The sequence below is a fragment of the Halomonas sp. DP1Y21-3 genome, assembly GCF_019801245.1.
Classification (GTDB): domain Bacteria; phylum Pseudomonadota; class Gammaproteobacteria; order Pseudomonadales; family Halomonadaceae; genus Halomonas; species Halomonas litopenaei.
The window spans coordinates 507,417-524,268 of the sequence record NZ_JAHVJM010000003.1 but is presented as its reverse complement, the minus strand read 5'-3'; the positions used below and the strand labels follow the sequence as shown (position 1 = coordinate 524,268).

Below are 16,852 nucleotides of genomic sequence, written 5' to 3'. Positions count from 1 at the left end.
CTCCCTGTCAGAGACTGTCCTGATTGACCCGCGAAGACACCTGCTCGGCGCTTTCGACCCGCTCGGAGTAACGCTGGGTCAGGTAACCGTCACGGCCACGGTTGAGCCAGGTGAACTTCATCAGCTCCTCGCACACGTCGACCACGCGCAGATACAGCGGGGACAAGCGCATCCGCCCCGCCTCGTTGAATTCGTTGAAGGCCTTGGGCACCGACGATTGATTGGGGATGGTCAGCATGCGCATCCAGCGCCCCAGCTGGCGCATCTGGTTCACCGTGTTGAAGCTCTGGCTGCCACCACACACCTGCATCAGCGCCAGGGTCTTGCCCTGGGTCGGGCGAACCCCGCCGAGTGACAGCGGAATCCAGTCGATCTGGGCCTTCATCACCGCCGTCATGGCGCCGTGGCGCTCGGGACTGACCCACAGCATGCCCTCGGCCCAGCTCGCCAGATCGCGCAGCTCGGCGACCTTGGGGTGGTCGGCCTCGGCGCCATCGGGCAGCGGCAGCCCCTGGGGCGAGAAGGTACGCACCTCGGCGCCGAAGGCCGCGAGCAAGCGCCCGGCCTCCTCGGCCAAGAGCCGCGAGTAGGAACGCTCGCGCAGCGAGCCGTACAGCACCAGGATGCGAGGCGCATGGCGTGGCGCGCTGGGCGGGGCCAGCTCGTCCACGGCGATAGGCCGCCACAGCTCCGGATCGATGTTGGGCAGGTCCTTGAGCAGGGTATCGGGGCTCATGTGCGGTTTGCCTCCAGCGTGACGGTCTCGCCGTCTTCCTTGGTGAAGCTGTCGCCCTCGATGGCCGACAGCGGCGCCTCGACCAGCGCCAGTACCCGCTCGGAGGGACGGCACAGCGCCGCGCCCCTGGTGGTCACCACGATGGGTCGGTTGATCAGGATGGGGTGAGCCATCATGGCGTCGATCAAGGCCTCGTCGTCGAGGCGGTCATCGCCGAGGCCCAGCTCGTCGTAGGGCGTGCCCTTCTGGCGCAGCAGTGCCCTGGGCGTGATGCCCATGGCCTCGATCAGCTCGCCCAGCCGCTCGCGGCTGGGCGGTGTCTTCAGGTATTCGATGACCTCGGGCGATTCGCCGGAGGCCTCGAGCATGGCCAGCACGTTGCGCGAGGTGCCGCAGGCCGGGTTGTGGTAGATCAGCGTCATGGGGTCTCCGGGAGGCGCTCTTGGCTATCGAGGCTGTCGTGGCTCAGCAGGTCCTGGTGTCGTCACCGGTGCCGGGGCCCAGCAGGTCGGCCAGGGGGTTGCACACCTCCGGCCGGCTGGCGCAGCAGTCGCGCACCAGAAAGTCGAGGGTGGCCACCATGTGCGCCAGGTCCGCCCGATAGACGATGGAGCGGCTTTCCCGGCGCTGGCTGACCAGCCCCGCCCGGCTGAGCACGCCAAGGTGGGCCGACAGGGTGTTGTGGGGCACCTCCAGGCGGCGGGCCAGCTCGCCGGCAGGCAGGCCTTCGGGCTCGTGGCGCACCAGCAGGCGAAAGGCAGCGAGCCGGGTGGGCTGAGACAGCGCAGCAAAGGTGTCGAGGGTCGGTTGCAGATCGTCTTTGTCCATATGTCCGGAATTATGGACATATTGATGTGCGGGTCAAGTACTTCTTGATCCAGGGCATCTCGCTTGCCGTCACCCTGGCCAAGAACGACAAAGCGGCGACGTCCAGCAAGACGCGCCGCTTTTTGGTTGAGGGGGCTGTCACACGACGACGATCGAGTCGTGCTACCTGCGCGCTATACCAGCGCTACATCGACCCTACATATAGTTGAACAGCGACAGGTCGCGAATGCCGATAAAGGCCTGCTGGGCGGCCTGCATGCCTACCTGACGCATGCTGTACTCGGAGATCGCCTGGTTGTAGTCCAGGTCGACCAGGTCCGACATGGTCTGGGCGTAGTTGAGCTCGCGGTTGCCGCTGACCGAGTCGATCACGTCCAGCTCGTTGAGCCGCGCGCCGACCGAGGCCCGCTTGGTCAACACGTTGTCGAGGCTGGCGTCCAGTTCGCGCATGGCGCCGTTCATGGTGTTATGCAGCGTCGCCTGCTTTTCGGGGGTGTCGGCGGGGGCTTCCAGCACCGACAGCACCTTCTCGAAGGTGGTGAAGACGTTGGTGTTCATGGTGTCGGCGGGACCGAAGGTCACGCTGTCGCCGGTCGCAGGCGCGCCTTCAAGCTCCAGGCGCAGGCCACCCACCTCGACGCTGGTGCCTTCGGGGTCGTAGGGCTGATCTTCCAGGGCCGCACCGGCGCTGACCCAGGAGCCATCGTCTTGTTCGACCTTGACGCTGTAGGTGGGAGCGTCGTCGGTACCACCGAACTCCACCTGGTAACGCTTGCCGTAGCCGGCGTCGCTGTTGTCGACCACATCGGGGCCGGCGAAGGTCACACTGCCGCTGTTGTCACCCTGCTCGGCCACGTAGCCCGCACCGCTGGGCACGCTGGTGAAGATGTCGGCGCCGGTATCCCCCACCGACATCAGTCGCGAGGCGTCCACCTGCTGCTCGCGCACCTTGTCACCGCCCACGTACTCGATGCCGTTACCGCTGTCGGTGAAGGGCTCGGCGCCATCGGCGTAGCCACCGAACAGGTAGCGACCGTTGCCGTCGGTGGCGTTGGCCTGACCGATCAGCGTCTCGTAGACGCCGCGCAGTTCACTGGCGATGGACTGCCGGTCGGCATCGCTCAGGGTGTCGTTGGAGGCCTGGATCACCAGCGCCTTGGCGCTGGCCAGGGCGTCGCTTGCGCTGTTGAGCACGCTTTCTTCCTGGGACAGGGCGTTGCGCGCGCTGACCCGGGCATCGGTGTACTGCTGGGTCACCGCCTGGGCCTGGCTGACCGCCACCGCCCGGGACGCCGCCTGGGGGTCGTCGGAGGGATTGACCACCCGCTTGCCGCTGGCGAGCTGCTGGCTCAGGTGAAGAAACTCGGACTGCTGACGGTTGAGCGAGCTGACGCTCTGGTCGTACATGGTGACGGTGCTGATACGCATGCTCTGCTCTCCTTAGCCGCGCAGTCCGAGGATGGTGTCGACCACCGAGGTGGCGGTGTCGATGACCTTGGCGTTGGCCTGGTAGTACTGCTGATAGCGGATCAGGTTGGCCGCTTCCTCATCCAGGTTGACCCCGGACTCGGACAGCTTCACCGCGCTCAACTGCTCGGTCAGCCCCTGCTGGGCCGCCAGATTGACCTGCACCACGTTGGTACGGTTACCCACGTCTCCGACCAGCGAGGCGTAGGCCTGGCTCAGGGTGGCACTGCCGCCCACGCTCATCTCGTCCTGCAGCCCCTGCAGGGCCAGGGCGTTCTCGTTGTCGCCGCTAGCGCCGGTTTCCCCGGCGGCGGCGATCTTGTCGGGATCGCTGATGGCGGTATCGAAGCCACCCGCGGCGCGGCGCACCGGCTGCACCTCGAAGCGATCGCCGTCGGCCAGGGCGCTGGGGTCATCGATGGCGAGCGTCACGCCGCCAAAGGTCAGGGTGTTCTCGGTGGCGTCGAAGCTCGCGTCCACCGCCTCGCCGGTGTCCTTGCGGGTGACCTCGAAGGTCGGCGGCGATGCCGAAGCGTCGCTGACCTTAACCTCGTAGTCGGCCGCCTCGAGGTCTTCGATCTTGTCGATGTTGAAGCTCGCGGTGACCGTGGCGCCGCCGCCGTTGGCGTCGTTGGCAAAGACCCGCGGTTCGCCGATGTCGAACATGTCGCCACCGCTATTGCCATCCAGATCGTAGCCATCGGCGTGCTGTTTATTGAAGGCCACCGCCATGGACACCGCCAGCTGGCCGATCTGGTTCTGGGTGCGATCCAGGGTCTCGGAGCGGAACTGGATCAGCCCGCCGAGCGAGCCACCCTGCAGGCTGTCCTCGTCGAGTCGCTGCAGGCCGCCGCCGGGGTCCTGGTAGCCCACCACCACCCGCTGGGGATCGCTGGCCGAGGCCACCGCCTTCAACTGGTAGGACTCGGTGCCGGCCACCAGCGGCTGGCCGCCGGGCAGGCTGACCCGATAGGAAGAACCGTCCTGTACCGTCAGTTCCACCCCGATACGCTCGCTCATCTCGGTGACCAGCTGGTCACGCTGGTTGAGCAGCGCGTTGGGGGCCTCGCCGGTCTTGGCCTTGGCCAGGGAAATCTCGCGGTTGAGCGAGGCCAGCTGCTCGCTCTGGTTGTTGATCTGGGTGATCTCGTCGCGGATCTGGCTGTTGATGCCGTCCTGCATGTCCTGCAGGTAGCTGTCGAAGGCGCGGAACTGGGCGCTCAGGGTGTCCGCCGCGCCCAGCACGCCCTGACGGGCGGCAGGGTCCGAGGGAGCCGAGGCCAGGTCTTCCAGCGACGAGAAGAAGTTCTGCATCAGCGGCGCCAGACCGGCGTCCTGATCGGCCAGCAGGCTGTCGATCTGGTTGATCTGGGTCTGGTAGGCGTCCAGCGCCGAGCTTGAGCTCACCGCGCCATTGAGCTGGTCGGCCACGTACTGGTTGAACTGACGCTCGATGTCGTTGACCTGGACGCCCTGGGTCCCGCCGCTGCCCTCGCCCAGCACCGTGATCTCGCGGTTGTAGCCCGGGGTATAGACGTTGCTGATGTTGTTGCTGGTGGTGGTCAGGGCGTTCTGGGCGGCATTCAGGCCGCTCAAGCCGATGGAGAACATGCTCATGGTGGAATTCCTTTCGCCGATAGCCTGTTTATCGGCCGAATGGCCGCTGGCTTGAGAGCCTCGGTGCCGCAAAAACCATTAATTTTCCGGGCGACTAGGCGCTGTCCGAAAAGTCGACGAGCGAAGGTTAGACAAGGCAAAAATCGATGAGAAAGCGCAGTTTACGGGGTGTAAATGAGCATTTTGATCCGATTTTTAACGCCGTATTACCGAGCGCAGGCACTTTTCAGACAAGCCCTAGAAGACCTGGGTGGGGTTGGCGCTTATATCCGCCCTGGCCAGCCAGTCGCTGCCACGCTTGTCCGTGGTGGAAGCGGCATCCACCTTCTCGGCGGCACCGGTAGGCGATGCGCCGACATTCGCGGGTCGAGCCTCGCCGGCCGCCACGCGGGTGGCGCCTGCGCCGTCATCGATCGGGCCGAAGGTGTGCATCACCGCGATCAGCTTGGCGGCGTAGGCCGGGTCGGTGGCGTAGCCGCCCCGCTGCAGCGCGTGGGCCGCGGCCTCGGCGTCCGGCGCGGTGGTGACCTCGGCGTAGCGGGCGTTGTTGCTGATCAGCCTGGCGTAGTCGGTGAAGGCTTCCTCGAACGAGCCGTAGACCCGGAAGTCATCGCGAATACGCTGGCGCTGGCCGTCTTCCACCTCATGGGTGGTAATACGGGTGGTGGGGCCGTCCCAACTGCTGCCGGCCTTGATGCCGAACAGGTTGTGACTGTTGTTGCCGTCGGCGGTGGCGATCTCGTGGCGGCCCCAGCCGGTCTCCAGTGCCGCCTGGGCCAGGATCAATTCTGCCGGCACGCCGGAGGCGCGGCTGGCGGCCTGGGCCGGGGCGGCCAGCTTGTCGAGGAAGGCCTGGACGTGGGCCGGGGTGTCGCGGGCCTCGCGCCCGCTGATGCGCTCCTCGGCCTGGGCGGTGGTCATGCCCTGGCTGACGGCGCCCAGCTCGTCGAGGAAGTTGGTCGGCGCCTCGACCTCGCTGTCTGCCGGCGCGTCCGCTCTCAGGGCGTTGGACAGCGGACGCGGCGTGCCACGGGGAATGCCCGCAATCAGTGCCTCGACATCCTTGGCCTGGCTGGCCTCGGGGCCACGTAGCTGGGCCATGAGCTGGTCGGCCAGGCCGATGCCGCGGCTGGCCATGGTCTGGGACCACTGCTGGTCGAGCAGCGTCTGGTAGAACTGGGTCTGCTTCGAGTCGGTCAGGCCAGAAGACGGCACGGCGTCGCGCATGCTCTTCATCATCATGTTGATGAACATCGCCTCGAACTGGCGCGCCGCCTCCGCCGCCGCCGCCGGGTCCTGCTGGCGGGCGCTGGTCTTGAGTCGCGCCAGCCCCTGCATGTCCAGCGCGAAGCCGGCCTGGCCGACGCTGCCGGTGGCCCGGCTGGCGCCGGACAGGGCAGAACCCGAGAGTCCGGTCATGGGCCCCGAAGCCAGCCCTGTTGTGGGCCCCGAAGCCAGCCCCGATGAAAGATCCGAGATAGCCATCAGATGATCTCCAGCTCGGCTCTGAGCGATCCCGCGGCCTTGAGCGCCTCGAGGATCGACATCAGGTCGTTGGGGGTCGCGCCGAGGGCGTTGAGGGCGTCCACCACGTCGAGCAGATTGGCGCCTTCGACCACCTGCAGGGTGCCCTGGCCCTCGTCGATGGTGATATCGGAGTCCGGCACCACCGTGGTCTCGCCGCCGCGGCTGAAGGGCGCCGGCTGGCTGACGCCGAAGGCGGTGTCGATGACGATGGACAGGTTGCCGTGAGCCACGGCGGCGCGCTTGAGCGTCACGCTGCCGTTGAGCACGATGGAGCCGGTGCGCGAATTCAGCACCACCTTGGCCCGGGCCGGCATCGGGGTGACGTCGACGTTCTCGACACGGGCCATGAAGTTGACCCGGGAGTTGGCGTTGGTCGGACCATTCAGGGCGATGACGCCGCCGTTTCTGGCCGAGGCCACCGGGTAGTCGAAGGTGTCGTTGATCGCCCGGACCACGCGCTCGGCGGTACCGAAGTCGGCCTGGTTGAGCTGCAGCTCCAGCACGCCGTCACGGCTGCCCAGCGCCAGCGGTACCGTCTGCTCGACCATGGCGCCGCCGGCGATACGCCCGGCGGCCTGGTGGCTGATCTGCACGCTGGAGCCGGCGGACTCAGCGCCGGCACCGTTGATCAACAGGTTGCCCTGGGCCAGGGCGTAGACGTCGCCGTCGGCGCCCTTCAATGGCGTCATCAACAGGGTGCCGCCGCGCAGGCTGCGGGCATTACCGATGGAAGACACCACCACGTCGAGGCGCTGGCCGGGCTGGGCGAACGGCGGCAGGTCCGCGGTGACCATCACCGCCGCCACATTGCGCAACTGCATGTTGGTCCCCGGTGGCACGGTGATGCCGAGCTGGGACAGCATGTTGTTGAGACTCTGGCCGGTAAACGGCGCCTGCATGGTCTGGTCACCGGAGCCGTCCAGGCCCACCACCAGGCCGTAGCCCACCAGCTGGTTGTCGCGCACCCCGGCGAAGCTGGCCAGGTCGCGGACCTTCTCGGCGCGAGCCAGGTGGGAGAAGGCCAACAGCGCGATCAGCAGCACCAGCATCAGGCTGCCGAGGGTCAGGGTGGGGCGACGGGAGACAGGGTTTCTCATCATGCTCGGCCTAGAAGGGGGAAACGTTCAGGAAGAACCGCTGCATCCAGCCCATGTGCTGCGCCTCGTTGATGTAGCCGTTGCCCACGTACTCGATGCGCGCATCGGCCACCGCCGTGGACGGCACGGTGTTCTGGGTGGTGATGAAACGCGGATTGACCACCCCGCCGAAGCGGATGAACTCGGTGCCCTGGTTGATCGCGATCTGCTTCTCGCCGCGTACCCTGAGGTTGCCGTTGTTCATCACCTCGATCACCGAGACGGTGATGGTGCCGGTAAAGGAGTTGTTGGCCTCGGAGCCACCGCCGCCCTCGAAATCTGTATCGCCGTCGATCTCGAAGCCGTAGTCCATCAGTTCCTCCAGGCCTTCCGGCACCTGGGAGAAGGTCAGGCTGGAGCCGCCGTCTCGGTCGGCGTTGGAGCGGGAGTTCTTGCTGGCGCTGACCTCTTCGTCCAGCACGATGGTCAGGATGTCGCCGACGCTGCGCGGACGACGATCCTCGAACAGCGGCTGATAGCCCCGGGCCTTCTGGAAGATCGATCCATTGGCCACCGGCAGCGGCCGATCGGGAATCTCGATCTGCTCCTGCTCGCCCACCACCGAGGCGTGGGGAATCTGGGCGCAGCCGGCAAGCGTCAGCAGCACCAGGGCCAGCGCCAGCGTCGCCAGGCGCAGAACAGCATGAGCCCCACCGTATGGCGCGCCAGATGATGAGGTCGTGTCAGGGTGCATGGCCGTCTCCAGTGCCACCGAGGGGCGTTGGCAAAATTATTGTCGGGGTCGTGGCTAGAGTTGTGCCAGGCGCGCCAGCATCTCATCGCTGGTCTGCACCGCCTTGGAGTTGATCTCGTAGGCACGCTGGGTCTGGATCATGCTGACCATCTCCTCCACCACGTTGACGTTGGAGGTTTCCACATAGCCCTGCAGCAGTCGGCCGGCACCATTCATGCCCGGCATCAGTTCGTTGCGCGGTCCTGATGAGCTGGTCTCGAGGTACAGGTTGCCGCCGATGGACTGAAGGCCGGTGGCGTTGACGAAGGTGGAGATGGTGATCTGGCCCACCTCGTCGGACTCGCTGGTACCGGGCTGGGTCACCGAGACCACGCCGTCCTCGCCGATGTCCACCGACAGGGCGTTGTCGGGGATGATGATGGCCGGCTCCAGCGGATAGCCGTTGGCGGTGACCATCTGGCCGTTCTCGTCGAGCTGGAAGCTGCCGTCACGGGTGAAGGCGGTGGTGCCGTCAGGCATCAGCACCTGGAAGAAGCCCTTGCCGTTGATCGCCAGATCACGCGAGTTCTCGGTAGCCTCGAGCCCACCCTGGGTGTGCAGGCGCTCGGTGGCCACCGGACGCACGCCGGAACCGATCTGCATGCCCGAGGGCAGGCGGTCCTGGACGTTGTTCTGGGCGCCGGGCTGGCGCATGTTCTGGTACAGAAGGTCCTCGAACACCGCCCGGGACTGTTTGAAGCCGTTGGTCGAGACGTTGGCCAGATTGTTCGAAATCACGTCCAGCTGGACCTGCTGGGATTCGAGTCCGGTCTTGGCCGTCCACAGCGACTTGATCATGGTTATTCTCTCCCTCGGTCAGGAGACTCTCCTGACCGCTCAATAATTCGGCCCTGGCCGTCGGTTGAAGGGCTCAGCCGTTCAACGACAGCAGGCTGTTGGCCTTCTGGGCGTTCTCGTCGGCGGTGCTGATCATCTTGGTCTGCAGCTCGTAGCGCCGCGCCACATCGATCATCGCCACCATGGACTCCACCGGATTGACGTTGCTGCCCTCCAGCGCCCCGCTGACCACCCGTACCTGGTCGGAGGCCGCCAGCGCAGCAGGCTCGCCATTCTCACCGATGGCGCGGAACAGACCGTCGCCGCCACGGGTCAGCTCGCCGGGCTGCGGCTCGACCAGCTTGAGCCGGCCGATCTCGGCCAGGGCGTCAGGATCCTGGCCCATGCCGATGGCGCTGATGGTGCCGTCGGCGCCGAGGAACAGCTCGGCCTCCAGCGGCACCTGGATCGGCCCACCCTCGCCGATCACCGGGCGCCCCACCGAGGTCAGCAGGCCGTTGCCATCCACCTGCAGGTCGCCGCGACGGGTGTAGGCCTCGCTGCCGTCGTCGCTTTCCACCGCGAAGAAGCCGTCACCGTCGATGGCCACGTCCAGGGTGCGACCGGTACGGGTGATGGCTCCGGGGGAAAAGTCCGCTCCCGGGGTCGAGGCGGCGGTGGACACCCGGGTGTCGAGACGCGCCTCGCCCTCGACCGGCACCGCGCGCATGGCGTGAAGCTGGGCGCGAAAGCCCGTGGTCGAGGCGTTGGCCAGGTTGTGGCTGACCACCGACTGCTGCTCCATGGTCTGGCGTGCGCCGCTCATGGCGGTGTAGAGCATGCGATCCATCTACGACTCCCCTGGAAGGTGTGAGAGGCCGCCGCCCGAGGCAGCGGCCGGCGTGGTCATCAGCGCAGGTTGATGGCGGTCTGCAGCACTTCGTCCTGGGTCTTGATGGTCTGCGAATTGGCCTGGTAGGCGCGCTGGGTGACGATCATGCTGACCAGCTCCTTGGCCATGTCGACGTTGGAGGTCTCGATGGCGCCGGACTGGATGCCGCCCAGCAGGCCGGTACCCGGGGCACCGACCAGCTCCTGGCCGGAGGCGTCGGTGGCGGCCCAGGTGTTGTCACCGGCGGGTGACAGGCCCTCGGGGTTGCGGAAGCTGGCCAGGGCGATCTGGCCGGCCGGGCGGGTCTGCTCGTTGGAGTAGCTGCGCACCACGGTGCCGTCACTGTCGATGCTGATACCGACCAGGGCGCCGGAGGTGTAGCCGTTCTGGTTGAGTGCGGTGGTGCTGGCGTTATTGCCGAACTGGGTGGAGCCGGAGATATCGAAGTCCAGCGTCATGTCATTGGCAGCGCCATTGAAGTAGTCGGCCGAGGCAAAGGTGACCGGAAACTTGCCATCAGCAGGGGTGACCAGTTGACCATTGGTGTCAAACTCCATGGAGAGGGTCTGCGCTGCGACAGGTGTCGCGGTCTCGTCCATCAACACCTTGCCATCCATCGCCATGGTGCCGGTCCAGGTCTTCGCGCCCGTCTTCTCGTAGTAAACGGTGACATTGCGCGGGTTACCCAGCGAGTCGTAGGCGGTGAAGTTGTTGGAGTAGTGGTAGTCGACCTCGACGCCGGTGGAGCCGTCGGAGCCCGCCAGGGTGACGCTGTTGAGGTCTTCGTCGACGACCTTGCGCGAGTCCAGGTTGAAGGTGGTGGACACCTCGGTGGTGGCGCTGGCCGGCATCTCGTCGGCCTCGATCTGCAGCACCTCGGGCTGGCCGCCCACCTGGACCGCACCGGCGGCGTTGACGCCGTAACCCATGATGCGCGCGCCCTGGGCGTTCTGCAGGTAGCCGTCCGGGGTCATGGTCAGCTGGCCGTTGCGGCTGTAGACCACCTGGCCGTTCTGTTCCATGCGGAAGAAGCCGTCACCGCTGATGCCCAGATCCAGCGGCCGGTTGGTGGACTCCAGGTTGCCGCCGCTGAAGTCCTGCAGCACGGTGGAGACCTTGGTACCCAGGCCGATCTGGGAGTTGGCGAAGACGTCGGCGAACTGCGCACTACCGCTCTTGTAGCCCACGGTCTGGGAGTTGGCGATATTGTTGCCCAGCACGTCCAGGCTATCGGCGGCGGCGTTCAGACCACTCAGCGCTTGTGAAAAACCCATGTCACTCTCCTTATACGTTTCCCTGCGTCGATGACCCGACGGTCATCCTGCGTTCGCTACAGAATCTGGCGGATATCGCTCAGCGCCACCTGCCCGTAGACGGCACCCAGATCGAGTTGCACCTGGCCGCTGTCATCCGCCGGGGACACCCCGCCGACCTGGGCGTAGTTGAGCGCGGTCACCGTAAGCTCCTCGCCCTCGACACCGGTGGCTTCGATGCTGACGTGATAGGCACCTTCGGGGGCCGCCACGCCTTCACCGGTCATGCCGTCCCACTGGAACGACTCGGTCCCGGCGGAGGCCGGGCCCAGGTTGTAGCTGTTGATGACCTCACCGGACTCGTTGGTGATGGTCACCTTGACCTCGGCGGCGGGGCTTTCCAGCTCGACGCCAAAGGGCGTGGAGACCGGCGCGCCTTCATCGTTGTGGGCCATGACGATGCGATCCCCCGGCACCAGCACGCCCTTGCCGATCAGCCCAGTGGCCTGCAGCGCCTGGCCGGCGTTGATCTGGCCGGTGATTGACGACATGGTCTCGTTGAGAGACTCGATGCCGGACACCGTGTTGATCTGGGCCAACTGCGAGGTCATCTCGCTGTTGTCCATGGGATTGAGCGGATCCTGGTTCTGCAGCTGGGTCACCAGCATGGTCATGAAGTTGTCGCCGAGCTCGTCGGACGCCTGCTTGGAGCTGGCCTGAGCGGTGGCGGCGTTGACCGACTGGTAAACGCTTGCATCGATGGTGTTGGCCATGGGATCAGCCCTCGCCCAGGGTCAGGGTCTTGAGCATCAGCTGCTTGCTGGTGTTCATGACCTCGACGTTGGCTTGATAGGAGCGGGAGGCGGAGATCATGTTGACCATCTCGCCCACCGGGTCGACGTTGGGCATCGCCACGTAGCCGGCGTCATCGGCCAGCGGATGCTCGGGGCGATACTCCTGGCGCAGCGGCGAGGGGTCCTCGACCACCTCGCGCACACCGACGCCGCCGATGCCGTCGCTGGCGGCGCGGGACTCGAACACCGCCTGGCGGGCGCGGTAGGCCTCGCCGTCGGGGCCGGCCACGCTGTCGGCGTTGGCCATATTGCTGGCGGTGACGTTCATGCGCTGGGCCTGGGCGGACATCGCCGAGGCGGAGATATCGAAGATCGAAAACATCGACATGGGGCGCTCTCCCTGCTTGGAAACTGAGATGGACCGGGCTTACTGCTCGGGCTGCATGGCCTGCTTGAGGCCCTGGATGCGACTGTTGAGGATCGTCAGCGCGGCCTGGTAACGCACCGAGTTGTCGGTGAAGGCGGCCCGCTCGCGGTCCATGTCCACGGTGTTGCCGTCGAGGCTGGCCTGCTCCGGTACGCGGTACTTGAGCTCGCTGCCGCCAAGCGACATCGCCTGGCCATGACCCGACAGGTGGTGGCTGGACGTCCGCGCCAGGGCCAGACCAGGCTGATTCGCCCCCTTGGTCGCGGCTTCCAGGGCCTGGGAAAAGTCCATGTCGCGTGCCTTGTAGCCGGGGGTATCGGCATTGGCGATATTGCTGGCCAGGACCTTCTGGCGTTCCTGTCTAAGCGACAGGGCCTGCTGGTGAAAAGCGAGCGAGGCCTCGAGCTGATCGATCATCCCGGTGCGCTCCGTAAGCAAGGGAACAAAGAGACAAGGGGTTCGACGATGAAGAATACCCAGCCCCCTGTCTGCACAAAGCCGTGAACAGCCCCCATTACCACGCCCATTTCAGACCATGCGTCGATGCCGGCTTCTCTACACTGGTGTGCCATGGCCCTTGAATGGCCAGGCAAGCGCCCTTGAATGGCCAGGAAAGTGCCCTTCAAACGGCCCCGGGCGCTAAAGATCGCACCGACCACCGGTATCCCGATGTCTCGATCCTCATCTCTTGTACAAGCCACTGCTTCCCTGTCCTGGGTCATCGCCCGGGCGGCGCTGGTGCTGTGTGTAAGCTCAGGCTTTGCCGCCAGCGTCGCCCAGGCCAGCGGCCAGGCGGTCGATGACGGCGGTGTCGATGCGGGCACCGGCGAAGCGCTGACACGGGTGGAGAGCTTTCTGTTCGAGCAGGCCCTGGCCGACGGCGCCCGTCCGGGCGATCTGGAGATCCAGGTATTCCCGCCGGCGGCGAGCCTGGCCGACTGCCGCCAGCCCGAGCCCTTCCTGCCCCGGGCGGGGAGTCGGCTGGCCGGACGCGTCTCGGTGGGGCTTCGCTGCGAGGGAGAGCGTCATCGCAGCCGCTATCTGCAGGCCGAGATCACCCGGCTGGGCGAGCGACTGGTGGCGGCGCGGGACATCGTCCCCGGCGAGCGCCTGAGCGCCGACATGCTGACCAGCGAGCGCTTCGACGTAAGCCGTCTGCCGTCCCAGGCGCTGACCGATCCACAAGCGGCCATCGGTCAGATCGCACGACGCGGGATTCGCCAGGGTCAGGCGCTGTCGGCCCATCAGCTGACATCACCCAAGCTGGTGAGACGCGGCGAGCAGGTCGCGGTGGAAGCCAGTGGCCGGGGCTTTCGCATCAGCCGCCAGGGCGAGGCGCTGGAGGCCGGCGGCCTCGGCGATATCGTGCGGGTCAGGGTGGATCGGCGCCAGATCCTCGACGCCCGGGTGGTCGAACATGGCCGGCTGGCGGTAACCTACTAGGGCTTGTCTGAAAAGTGCCTGCACTCGGTAATACGGCGTTAAAAATCGGATCAAAATGCTCATTTACACCCCGTAAACTGCGCTTTCTCACCGATTTTTGCCTTGTCTAACCTTCGCTCGTCGACTTTTCGGACAGCGCCTAGGACATTGATGAAAAGTGCCTGCGCTCGGTAGTACGGCGTTAAAACCGGCTGGTGCGCCAGCCCGGTCAACATGCTCATTTACTGCTAGTAAACTGCGCTGTCTCTCCGACTTTTGCCTTGTCTAACCTTCGCTCGGCGACTTTTCGTAAAACGCTCAGGACATGTCCACGAAGCGGCTGCGCTCGGCAATACGGTGTTAAAAATTTGGCTGGTGCGCCAGACCTAAAGTTCTTGTTCTTGCGGCCGATGATGTACATAGACGCAGACATTCGGATCAACGGCGACAGCCAGCGCCTGGTCCCATCGCCATTCTCGTGAGGCCTTGCCCGTGAAGATCGATTCGCAACATCCTCTGACCCGCCCCGCCCAAAGCGAGGGGCCGCAGCAGAGCGACAAGCTCCAGCAAAGCGAGACGCAAAAAACCGCTGGCGCCGGCGTCGAAGCCGGTGCCCAGGCCCACCTGAGCCGCCCGGCGGCGGACTCCAGCCAGGACATCGACAGCGCCCGGGTCGAACAGATTCGTGACGCCATCCGCGAGGGACGCCTGGAAATCCATCCTGAACGCATCGCCGACGGCCTGATCGACAGCGTCCGCGACATGCTCGGCGATGGTTCAGAGGGCTCGCAGTCGTGAGTCTGGCCCGACTGCTCGACCAGCAGCGTGAGCGACTCGCCGAGCTGCTGGCCCTGCTGGGCGAGGAACAGGAGTGCCTGGTTCAGGGCCAGGTCGACAGCGAGGCGCTGGTGGCGCTCGCCGGCCAGAAGTCCGAGATCCAGCAAAGGCTTGCCGAGACGGAAGCGCGCCGCCATCAGGTGCAGTGCCGACTGGGCTACCCCGATGACCGCGAGGGCACCCTGCAAGCCGCCCGTGACGCCGGCTGCGAAGCCGCCTGGCAGGCCACCATGGCACTCGCCAGGGAAGTCTCCCGCGCCAATCTGCGCTGTGGCGAACTGCTGGCCCTACGCATGGAGCACAACCAGCGCATGCTCGACCAGATCCACCGCATCGCCAACGCCAGCGTCTACCAGCCCGACGGCCGCACCCGGCTGCAGCCCTCTCGGCTCAACGTCTCGGCCTGATTTCCTGGTTCAAGGTCCTGGCTCGCAGCTTAGGCTCGCAGCTTGGACTCTCGACATCGGGCCTGACGCCTCCTCTCGGAAACACCTGCCCGGCTCTGCCACCTTGCCGGCACCGCCACCTTGGCGGCATCAATGGCTGGCTCAGATCGCTATCGCGGGATGCGCGCCGGAGGCCGCCCAGCCCACCAGGGCCTCGCTTTCCAGCGGCGCACCGACAAGACGCCCCTGAATCCGGACAAGCCCCAGCGCCTTGATGGTATCGAGCTGTTCGGCGGTCTCGACCCCCACCGCCACCGCGACGAACTCCAGCGCCTCGAGGCAGCGCATCAGCGCCGCCACGCTCTGGCGCATGCTGGTGGAGGGATCGGCCAGGGTCTTGAGGGTCTCCGGCCCCAGCTTGCCCAGGGTCACCGGCAGCGAGGCCATGCCGAACAGGTCCACCGGGGAGCGGCCCAGCCCATCGACGCCGAGCCGCACGCCCAAAGCGACGATACGCCTTAACAGGTGGGACTGGCGGTGGCCCACCTCGAACAACCCCGCGCCATCCACCTCCAGGCACAACCAGTCGAGGCACTCGTGGCGATAGTGGCCGCCCGCCTCCTTCTGGGCACCCGCCTCCCCCTTTGCGCCAGACTCGCATAGCTGGCGCAGGTAGAGATCCAGGGCGCGGCCATCGAAGCCGTCCTGATCCAGCAGGCAATGGTGAATGTTCACCGAGATATCCCAGTCACCCAGCTCGGAGCCGGCCTCGCGCCAGCGCCTGCGCTGGGCCATGACTTCCTTGAGCACCCAGCGGTCTAGCCGGTCGACCAGCTGCATTTCGGCGGCGAGTGCGACAAATTCCCCCGGCGCGACCTCGCCACGCTGGGGATGGCGCCAGCGCACCAGCGCCTCGAGCCCGCAGCAGCGCCGGGTGAGCAGATCGAACTGGGGCTGATACACCAGATAGAGCTGCTGATCGGGGAACATCAGCGCTTCCTGCAGCTCGTGACGGAAGCGCTGCTGGCGCTCCATCAGACGCTGCAGGCTGCCGTCGTAAAAGGCCAAACCACCAGGCACGGCCTCTTCCAGCGCCTTTTCGGCGTGGGCCAGCAGCTCTCCGGTTTCCTCGCCATCTTCCGGGCACAGGACGATGCCGATACGCGGCTCGATCAGGGCGGGCTGATAGCCGGACAGGGTAAAGGGCGGTTCCAGCGCCTCGAGGCAGCGGTCGGCCACCAGTTGCAGGGTCTCCGGCGTGACGGGGTGCTCGAGCAGCACCCCCCAGCGTTCGCGATCGACTTGCACCACGCTGTCTTCCCGGCGCAGCACGTTGACCAGTCGGCGTCCGGCCCGGCGCGACACCCGCGACGCCATCTCGCCACCATGGTCCACCAGGATGCGCGACAGGCCGTGTAGCTCGACCAGCATCACGCCCAGGCGCTGACCCAGACGGTCGGCACGATCGAAGGCGTGGGACAGGCGGTCCTCGAAGATCCAGGTACTGGCCACGTTGCCGATATCGGCATGGCGGCGATCCAGTACCGCGTCGGCGTCGGCGTCGAGATCGACGAAGGTGACCAGCCACATCAGCGGATCGGTGCCACTGTCCAGAGCCGCATCGGCGCCTCGGTCGAAGGCCACGCAGGACATCAGCCCCAGCCGGGCGCTGGCGCTGTCATCCACCGCAAGCCAGGCCTGCTGCCAGTCCTCGCCGGGTGACAGGGTATGGTAGCTGCCCCGCTCGCCCAGCAGATTGACGAAGGGGCGAAACAGCTCGTTGAGATTGCGGCCCTGCAGCTCGCCACCGGTGGGACAGGCCAGCTCCGTCAGCGCGGTGTTGGCCCATACCAGGCGGTCGTTGGCATCGATCAGCGCCAGCCCCACCGGGGCGCGGTCCAGCACCAGCCCCGCCACCACCGAGGGGTGATGGGCGACCTTGCCGGCGGAGGCCGCCTGCAACAGCGTCGTCGGGCCCAAGCCCGCTGATCGATCCTTAGCCATGAGCCCTGCCCAGATA

Annotated in this window: 18 protein-coding genes; 3 read left to right on the top strand and 15 right to left on the bottom strand. The window is 66.2% G+C overall.

All coding sequences use genetic code 11. The features are described 5' to 3' along the window. Positions 1-7: 7 nt before the first annotated feature. The 14 genes from arsH to flgB all read right to left on the bottom strand — a co-directional run bounded on the left by arsH (position 8) and on the right by flgB (position 12,604). On the bottom strand, positions 8-736 hold the full coding sequence (gene arsH / locus KUV74_RS11060; protein WP_222516316.1) for an arsenical resistance protein ArsH: 729 nt from the start codon (positions 734-736) through the stop codon (positions 8-10). Next, on the bottom strand, positions 733-1,158 hold the full coding sequence (gene arsC / locus KUV74_RS11055) for an arsenate reductase (glutaredoxin) (RefSeq protein ID WP_213230226.1): 426 nt from the start codon (positions 1,156-1,158) through the stop codon (positions 733-735). The genes arsH and arsC overlap by 4 nt, the downstream gene beginning before the upstream one ends. A gap of 43 nt (positions 1,159-1,201) precedes the next feature. Continuing rightward, positions 1,202-1,564, bottom strand: a complete 363-nt coding sequence (locus tag KUV74_RS11050; RefSeq protein ID WP_108132057.1) for an ArsR/SmtB family transcription factor — start codon at positions 1,562-1,564, stop codon at positions 1,202-1,204. Positions 1,565-1,759: 195 nt separating this feature from the next. After that, positions 1,760-2,992: a flagellar hook-associated protein FlgL gene (gene flgL, locus KUV74_RS11045; protein ID WP_222516315.1), complete on the bottom strand. Its 1,233-nt coding sequence runs from the start codon at positions 2,990-2,992 to the stop codon at positions 1,760-1,762. Positions 2,993-3,004: 12 nt separating this feature from the next. After that, a complete protein-coding gene (gene flgK / locus KUV74_RS11040; protein WP_222516314.1) occupies positions 3,005-4,648 on the bottom strand; it encodes a flagellar hook-associated protein FlgK in 1,644 nt (547 codons plus the stop codon). Positions 4,649-4,885: 237 nt separating this feature from the next. Beyond that, entirely contained in the window at positions 4,886-5,986 is a 1,101-nt protein-coding gene (gene flgJ, locus KUV74_RS11035) for a flagellar assembly peptidoglycan hydrolase FlgJ (RefSeq protein ID WP_349623123.1), read from the bottom strand. Between the two features lie 146 nt (positions 5,987-6,132). Beyond that, the gene (locus KUV74_RS11030) at positions 6,133-7,224 is read right to left on the bottom strand and encodes a flagellar basal body P-ring protein FlgI (protein ID WP_185696447.1); all 1,092 of its coding nucleotides are present in this window, start codon (positions 7,222-7,224) and stop codon (positions 6,133-6,135) included. 58 nt (positions 7,225-7,282) lie between these two features. After that, positions 7,283-8,005 (bottom strand): flagellar basal body L-ring protein FlgH, encoded by a 723-nt coding sequence (locus KUV74_RS11025; RefSeq protein WP_222516312.1) that lies wholly within the window; start codon positions 8,003-8,005, stop codon positions 7,283-7,285. A gap of 54 nt (positions 8,006-8,059) precedes the next feature. Beyond that, entirely contained in the window at positions 8,060-8,842 is a 783-nt protein-coding gene (gene flgG, locus KUV74_RS11020) for a flagellar basal-body rod protein FlgG (protein WP_045992588.1), read from the bottom strand. Positions 8,843-8,915: 73 nt separating this feature from the next. Next, positions 8,916-9,671, bottom strand: a complete 756-nt coding sequence (gene flgF / locus KUV74_RS11015; protein ID WP_222516311.1) for a flagellar basal-body rod protein FlgF — start codon at positions 9,669-9,671, stop codon at positions 8,916-8,918. Positions 9,672-9,730: 59 nt separating this feature from the next. Continuing rightward, positions 9,731-10,987, bottom strand: coding sequence for a flagellar hook protein FlgE (gene flgE / locus KUV74_RS11010; RefSeq protein WP_222516310.1), 1,257 nt, complete (start codon positions 10,985-10,987; stop codon positions 9,731-9,733). A 56-nt stretch (positions 10,988-11,043) separates the two neighbouring features. After that, on the bottom strand, positions 11,044-11,739 hold the full coding sequence (gene flgD / locus KUV74_RS11005) for a flagellar hook assembly protein FlgD (protein WP_222516309.1): 696 nt from the start codon (positions 11,737-11,739) through the stop codon (positions 11,044-11,046). A gap of 4 nt (positions 11,740-11,743) precedes the next feature. Continuing rightward, a complete protein-coding gene (flgC, locus tag KUV74_RS11000; protein ID WP_045992584.1) occupies positions 11,744-12,148 on the bottom strand; it encodes a flagellar basal body rod protein FlgC in 405 nt (134 codons plus the stop codon). A 39-nt stretch (positions 12,149-12,187) separates the two neighbouring features. Continuing rightward, positions 12,188-12,604 (bottom strand): flagellar basal body rod protein FlgB, encoded by a 417-nt coding sequence (gene flgB / locus KUV74_RS10995; protein ID WP_108132049.1) that lies wholly within the window; start codon positions 12,602-12,604, stop codon positions 12,188-12,190. Positions 12,605-12,856: 252 nt separating this feature from the next. Between flgB and flgA the strand changes: the two genes are divergently transcribed. From flgA to flgN, 3 genes are all read left to right on the top strand, one after another. Next, positions 12,857-13,630 (top strand): flagellar basal body P-ring formation chaperone FlgA, encoded by a 774-nt coding sequence (gene flgA / locus KUV74_RS10990; RefSeq protein ID WP_222516308.1) that lies wholly within the window; start codon positions 12,857-12,859, stop codon positions 13,628-13,630. Between the two features lie 471 nt (positions 13,631-14,101). Further along, on the top strand, positions 14,102-14,407 hold the full coding sequence (gene flgM, locus KUV74_RS10985; RefSeq protein WP_222516307.1) for a flagellar biosynthesis anti-sigma factor FlgM: 306 nt from the start codon (positions 14,102-14,104) through the stop codon (positions 14,405-14,407). Further along, complete coding sequence (gene flgN / locus KUV74_RS10980; protein ID WP_045994752.1) at positions 14,404-14,853, top strand: flagellar protein FlgN; 450 nt, start codon at positions 14,404-14,406, stop codon at positions 14,851-14,853. The genes flgM and flgN overlap by 4 nt, the downstream gene beginning before the upstream one ends. Before the next feature lie 141 nt (positions 14,854-14,994). On the opposite strand, the gene KUV74_RS10975 is transcribed toward flgN, so the two are convergent. Then, a complete protein-coding gene (locus tag KUV74_RS10975) occupies positions 14,995-16,812 on the bottom strand; it encodes an EAL domain-containing protein (RefSeq protein WP_222516306.1) in 1,818 nt (605 codons plus the stop codon). Positions 16,813-16,852: the final 40 nt, after the last annotated feature.

Bases quoted from the DNA above. Each gene is read 5' to 3' on its own strand.
- arsH (WP_222516316.1), bottom strand. From the start codon at position 736: ATGAGCCCCGATACCCTGCTCAAGGACCTGCCCAACATCGATCCGGAG.
- arsC (WP_213230226.1), bottom strand. From the start codon at position 1,158: ATGACGCTGATCTACCACAACCCGGCCTGCGGCACCTCGCGCAACGTG.
- KUV74_RS11050 (WP_108132057.1), bottom strand. From the start codon at position 1,564: ATGGACAAAGACGATCTGCAACCGACCCTCGACACCTTTGCTGCGCTG.
- flgL (WP_222516315.1), bottom strand. From the start codon at position 2,992: ATGCGTATCAGCACCGTCACCATGTACGACCAGAGCGTCAGCTCGCTC.
- flgK (WP_222516314.1), bottom strand. From the start codon at position 4,648: ATGAGCATGTTCTCCATCGGCTTGAGCGGCCTGAATGCCGCCCAGAAC.
- flgJ (WP_349623123.1), bottom strand. From the start codon at position 5,986: ATGCAGGGGCTGGCGCGACTCAAGACCAGCGCCCGCCAGCAGGACCCG.
- KUV74_RS11030 (WP_185696447.1), bottom strand. From the start codon at position 7,224: ATGCTGGTGCTGCTGATCGCGCTGTTGGCCTTCTCCCACCTGGCTCGC.
- KUV74_RS11025 (WP_222516312.1), bottom strand. From the start codon at position 8,005: ATGCACCCTGACACGACCTCATCATCTGGCGCGCCATACGGTGGGGCT.
- flgG (WP_045992588.1), bottom strand. From the start codon at position 8,842: ATGATCAAGTCGCTGTGGACGGCCAAGACCGGACTCGAATCCCAGCAG.
- flgF (WP_222516311.1), bottom strand. From the start codon at position 9,671: ATGGATCGCATGCTCTACACCGCCATGAGCGGCGCACGCCAGACCATG.
- flgE (WP_222516310.1), bottom strand. From the start codon at position 10,987: ATGGGTTTTTCACAAGCGCTGAGTGGTCTGAACGCCGCCGCCGATAGC.
- flgD (WP_222516309.1), bottom strand. From the start codon at position 11,739: ATGGCCAACACCATCGATGCAAGCGTTTACCAGTCGGTCAACGCCGCC.
- flgC (WP_045992584.1), bottom strand. From the start codon at position 12,148: ATGTCGATGTTTTCGATCTTCGATATCTCCGCCTCGGCGATGTCCGCC.
- flgB (WP_108132049.1), bottom strand. From the start codon at position 12,604: ATGATCGATCAGCTCGAGGCCTCGCTCGCTTTTCACCAGCAGGCCCTG.
- flgA (WP_222516308.1), top strand. From the start codon at position 12,857: ATGTCTCGATCCTCATCTCTTGTACAAGCCACTGCTTCCCTGTCCTGG.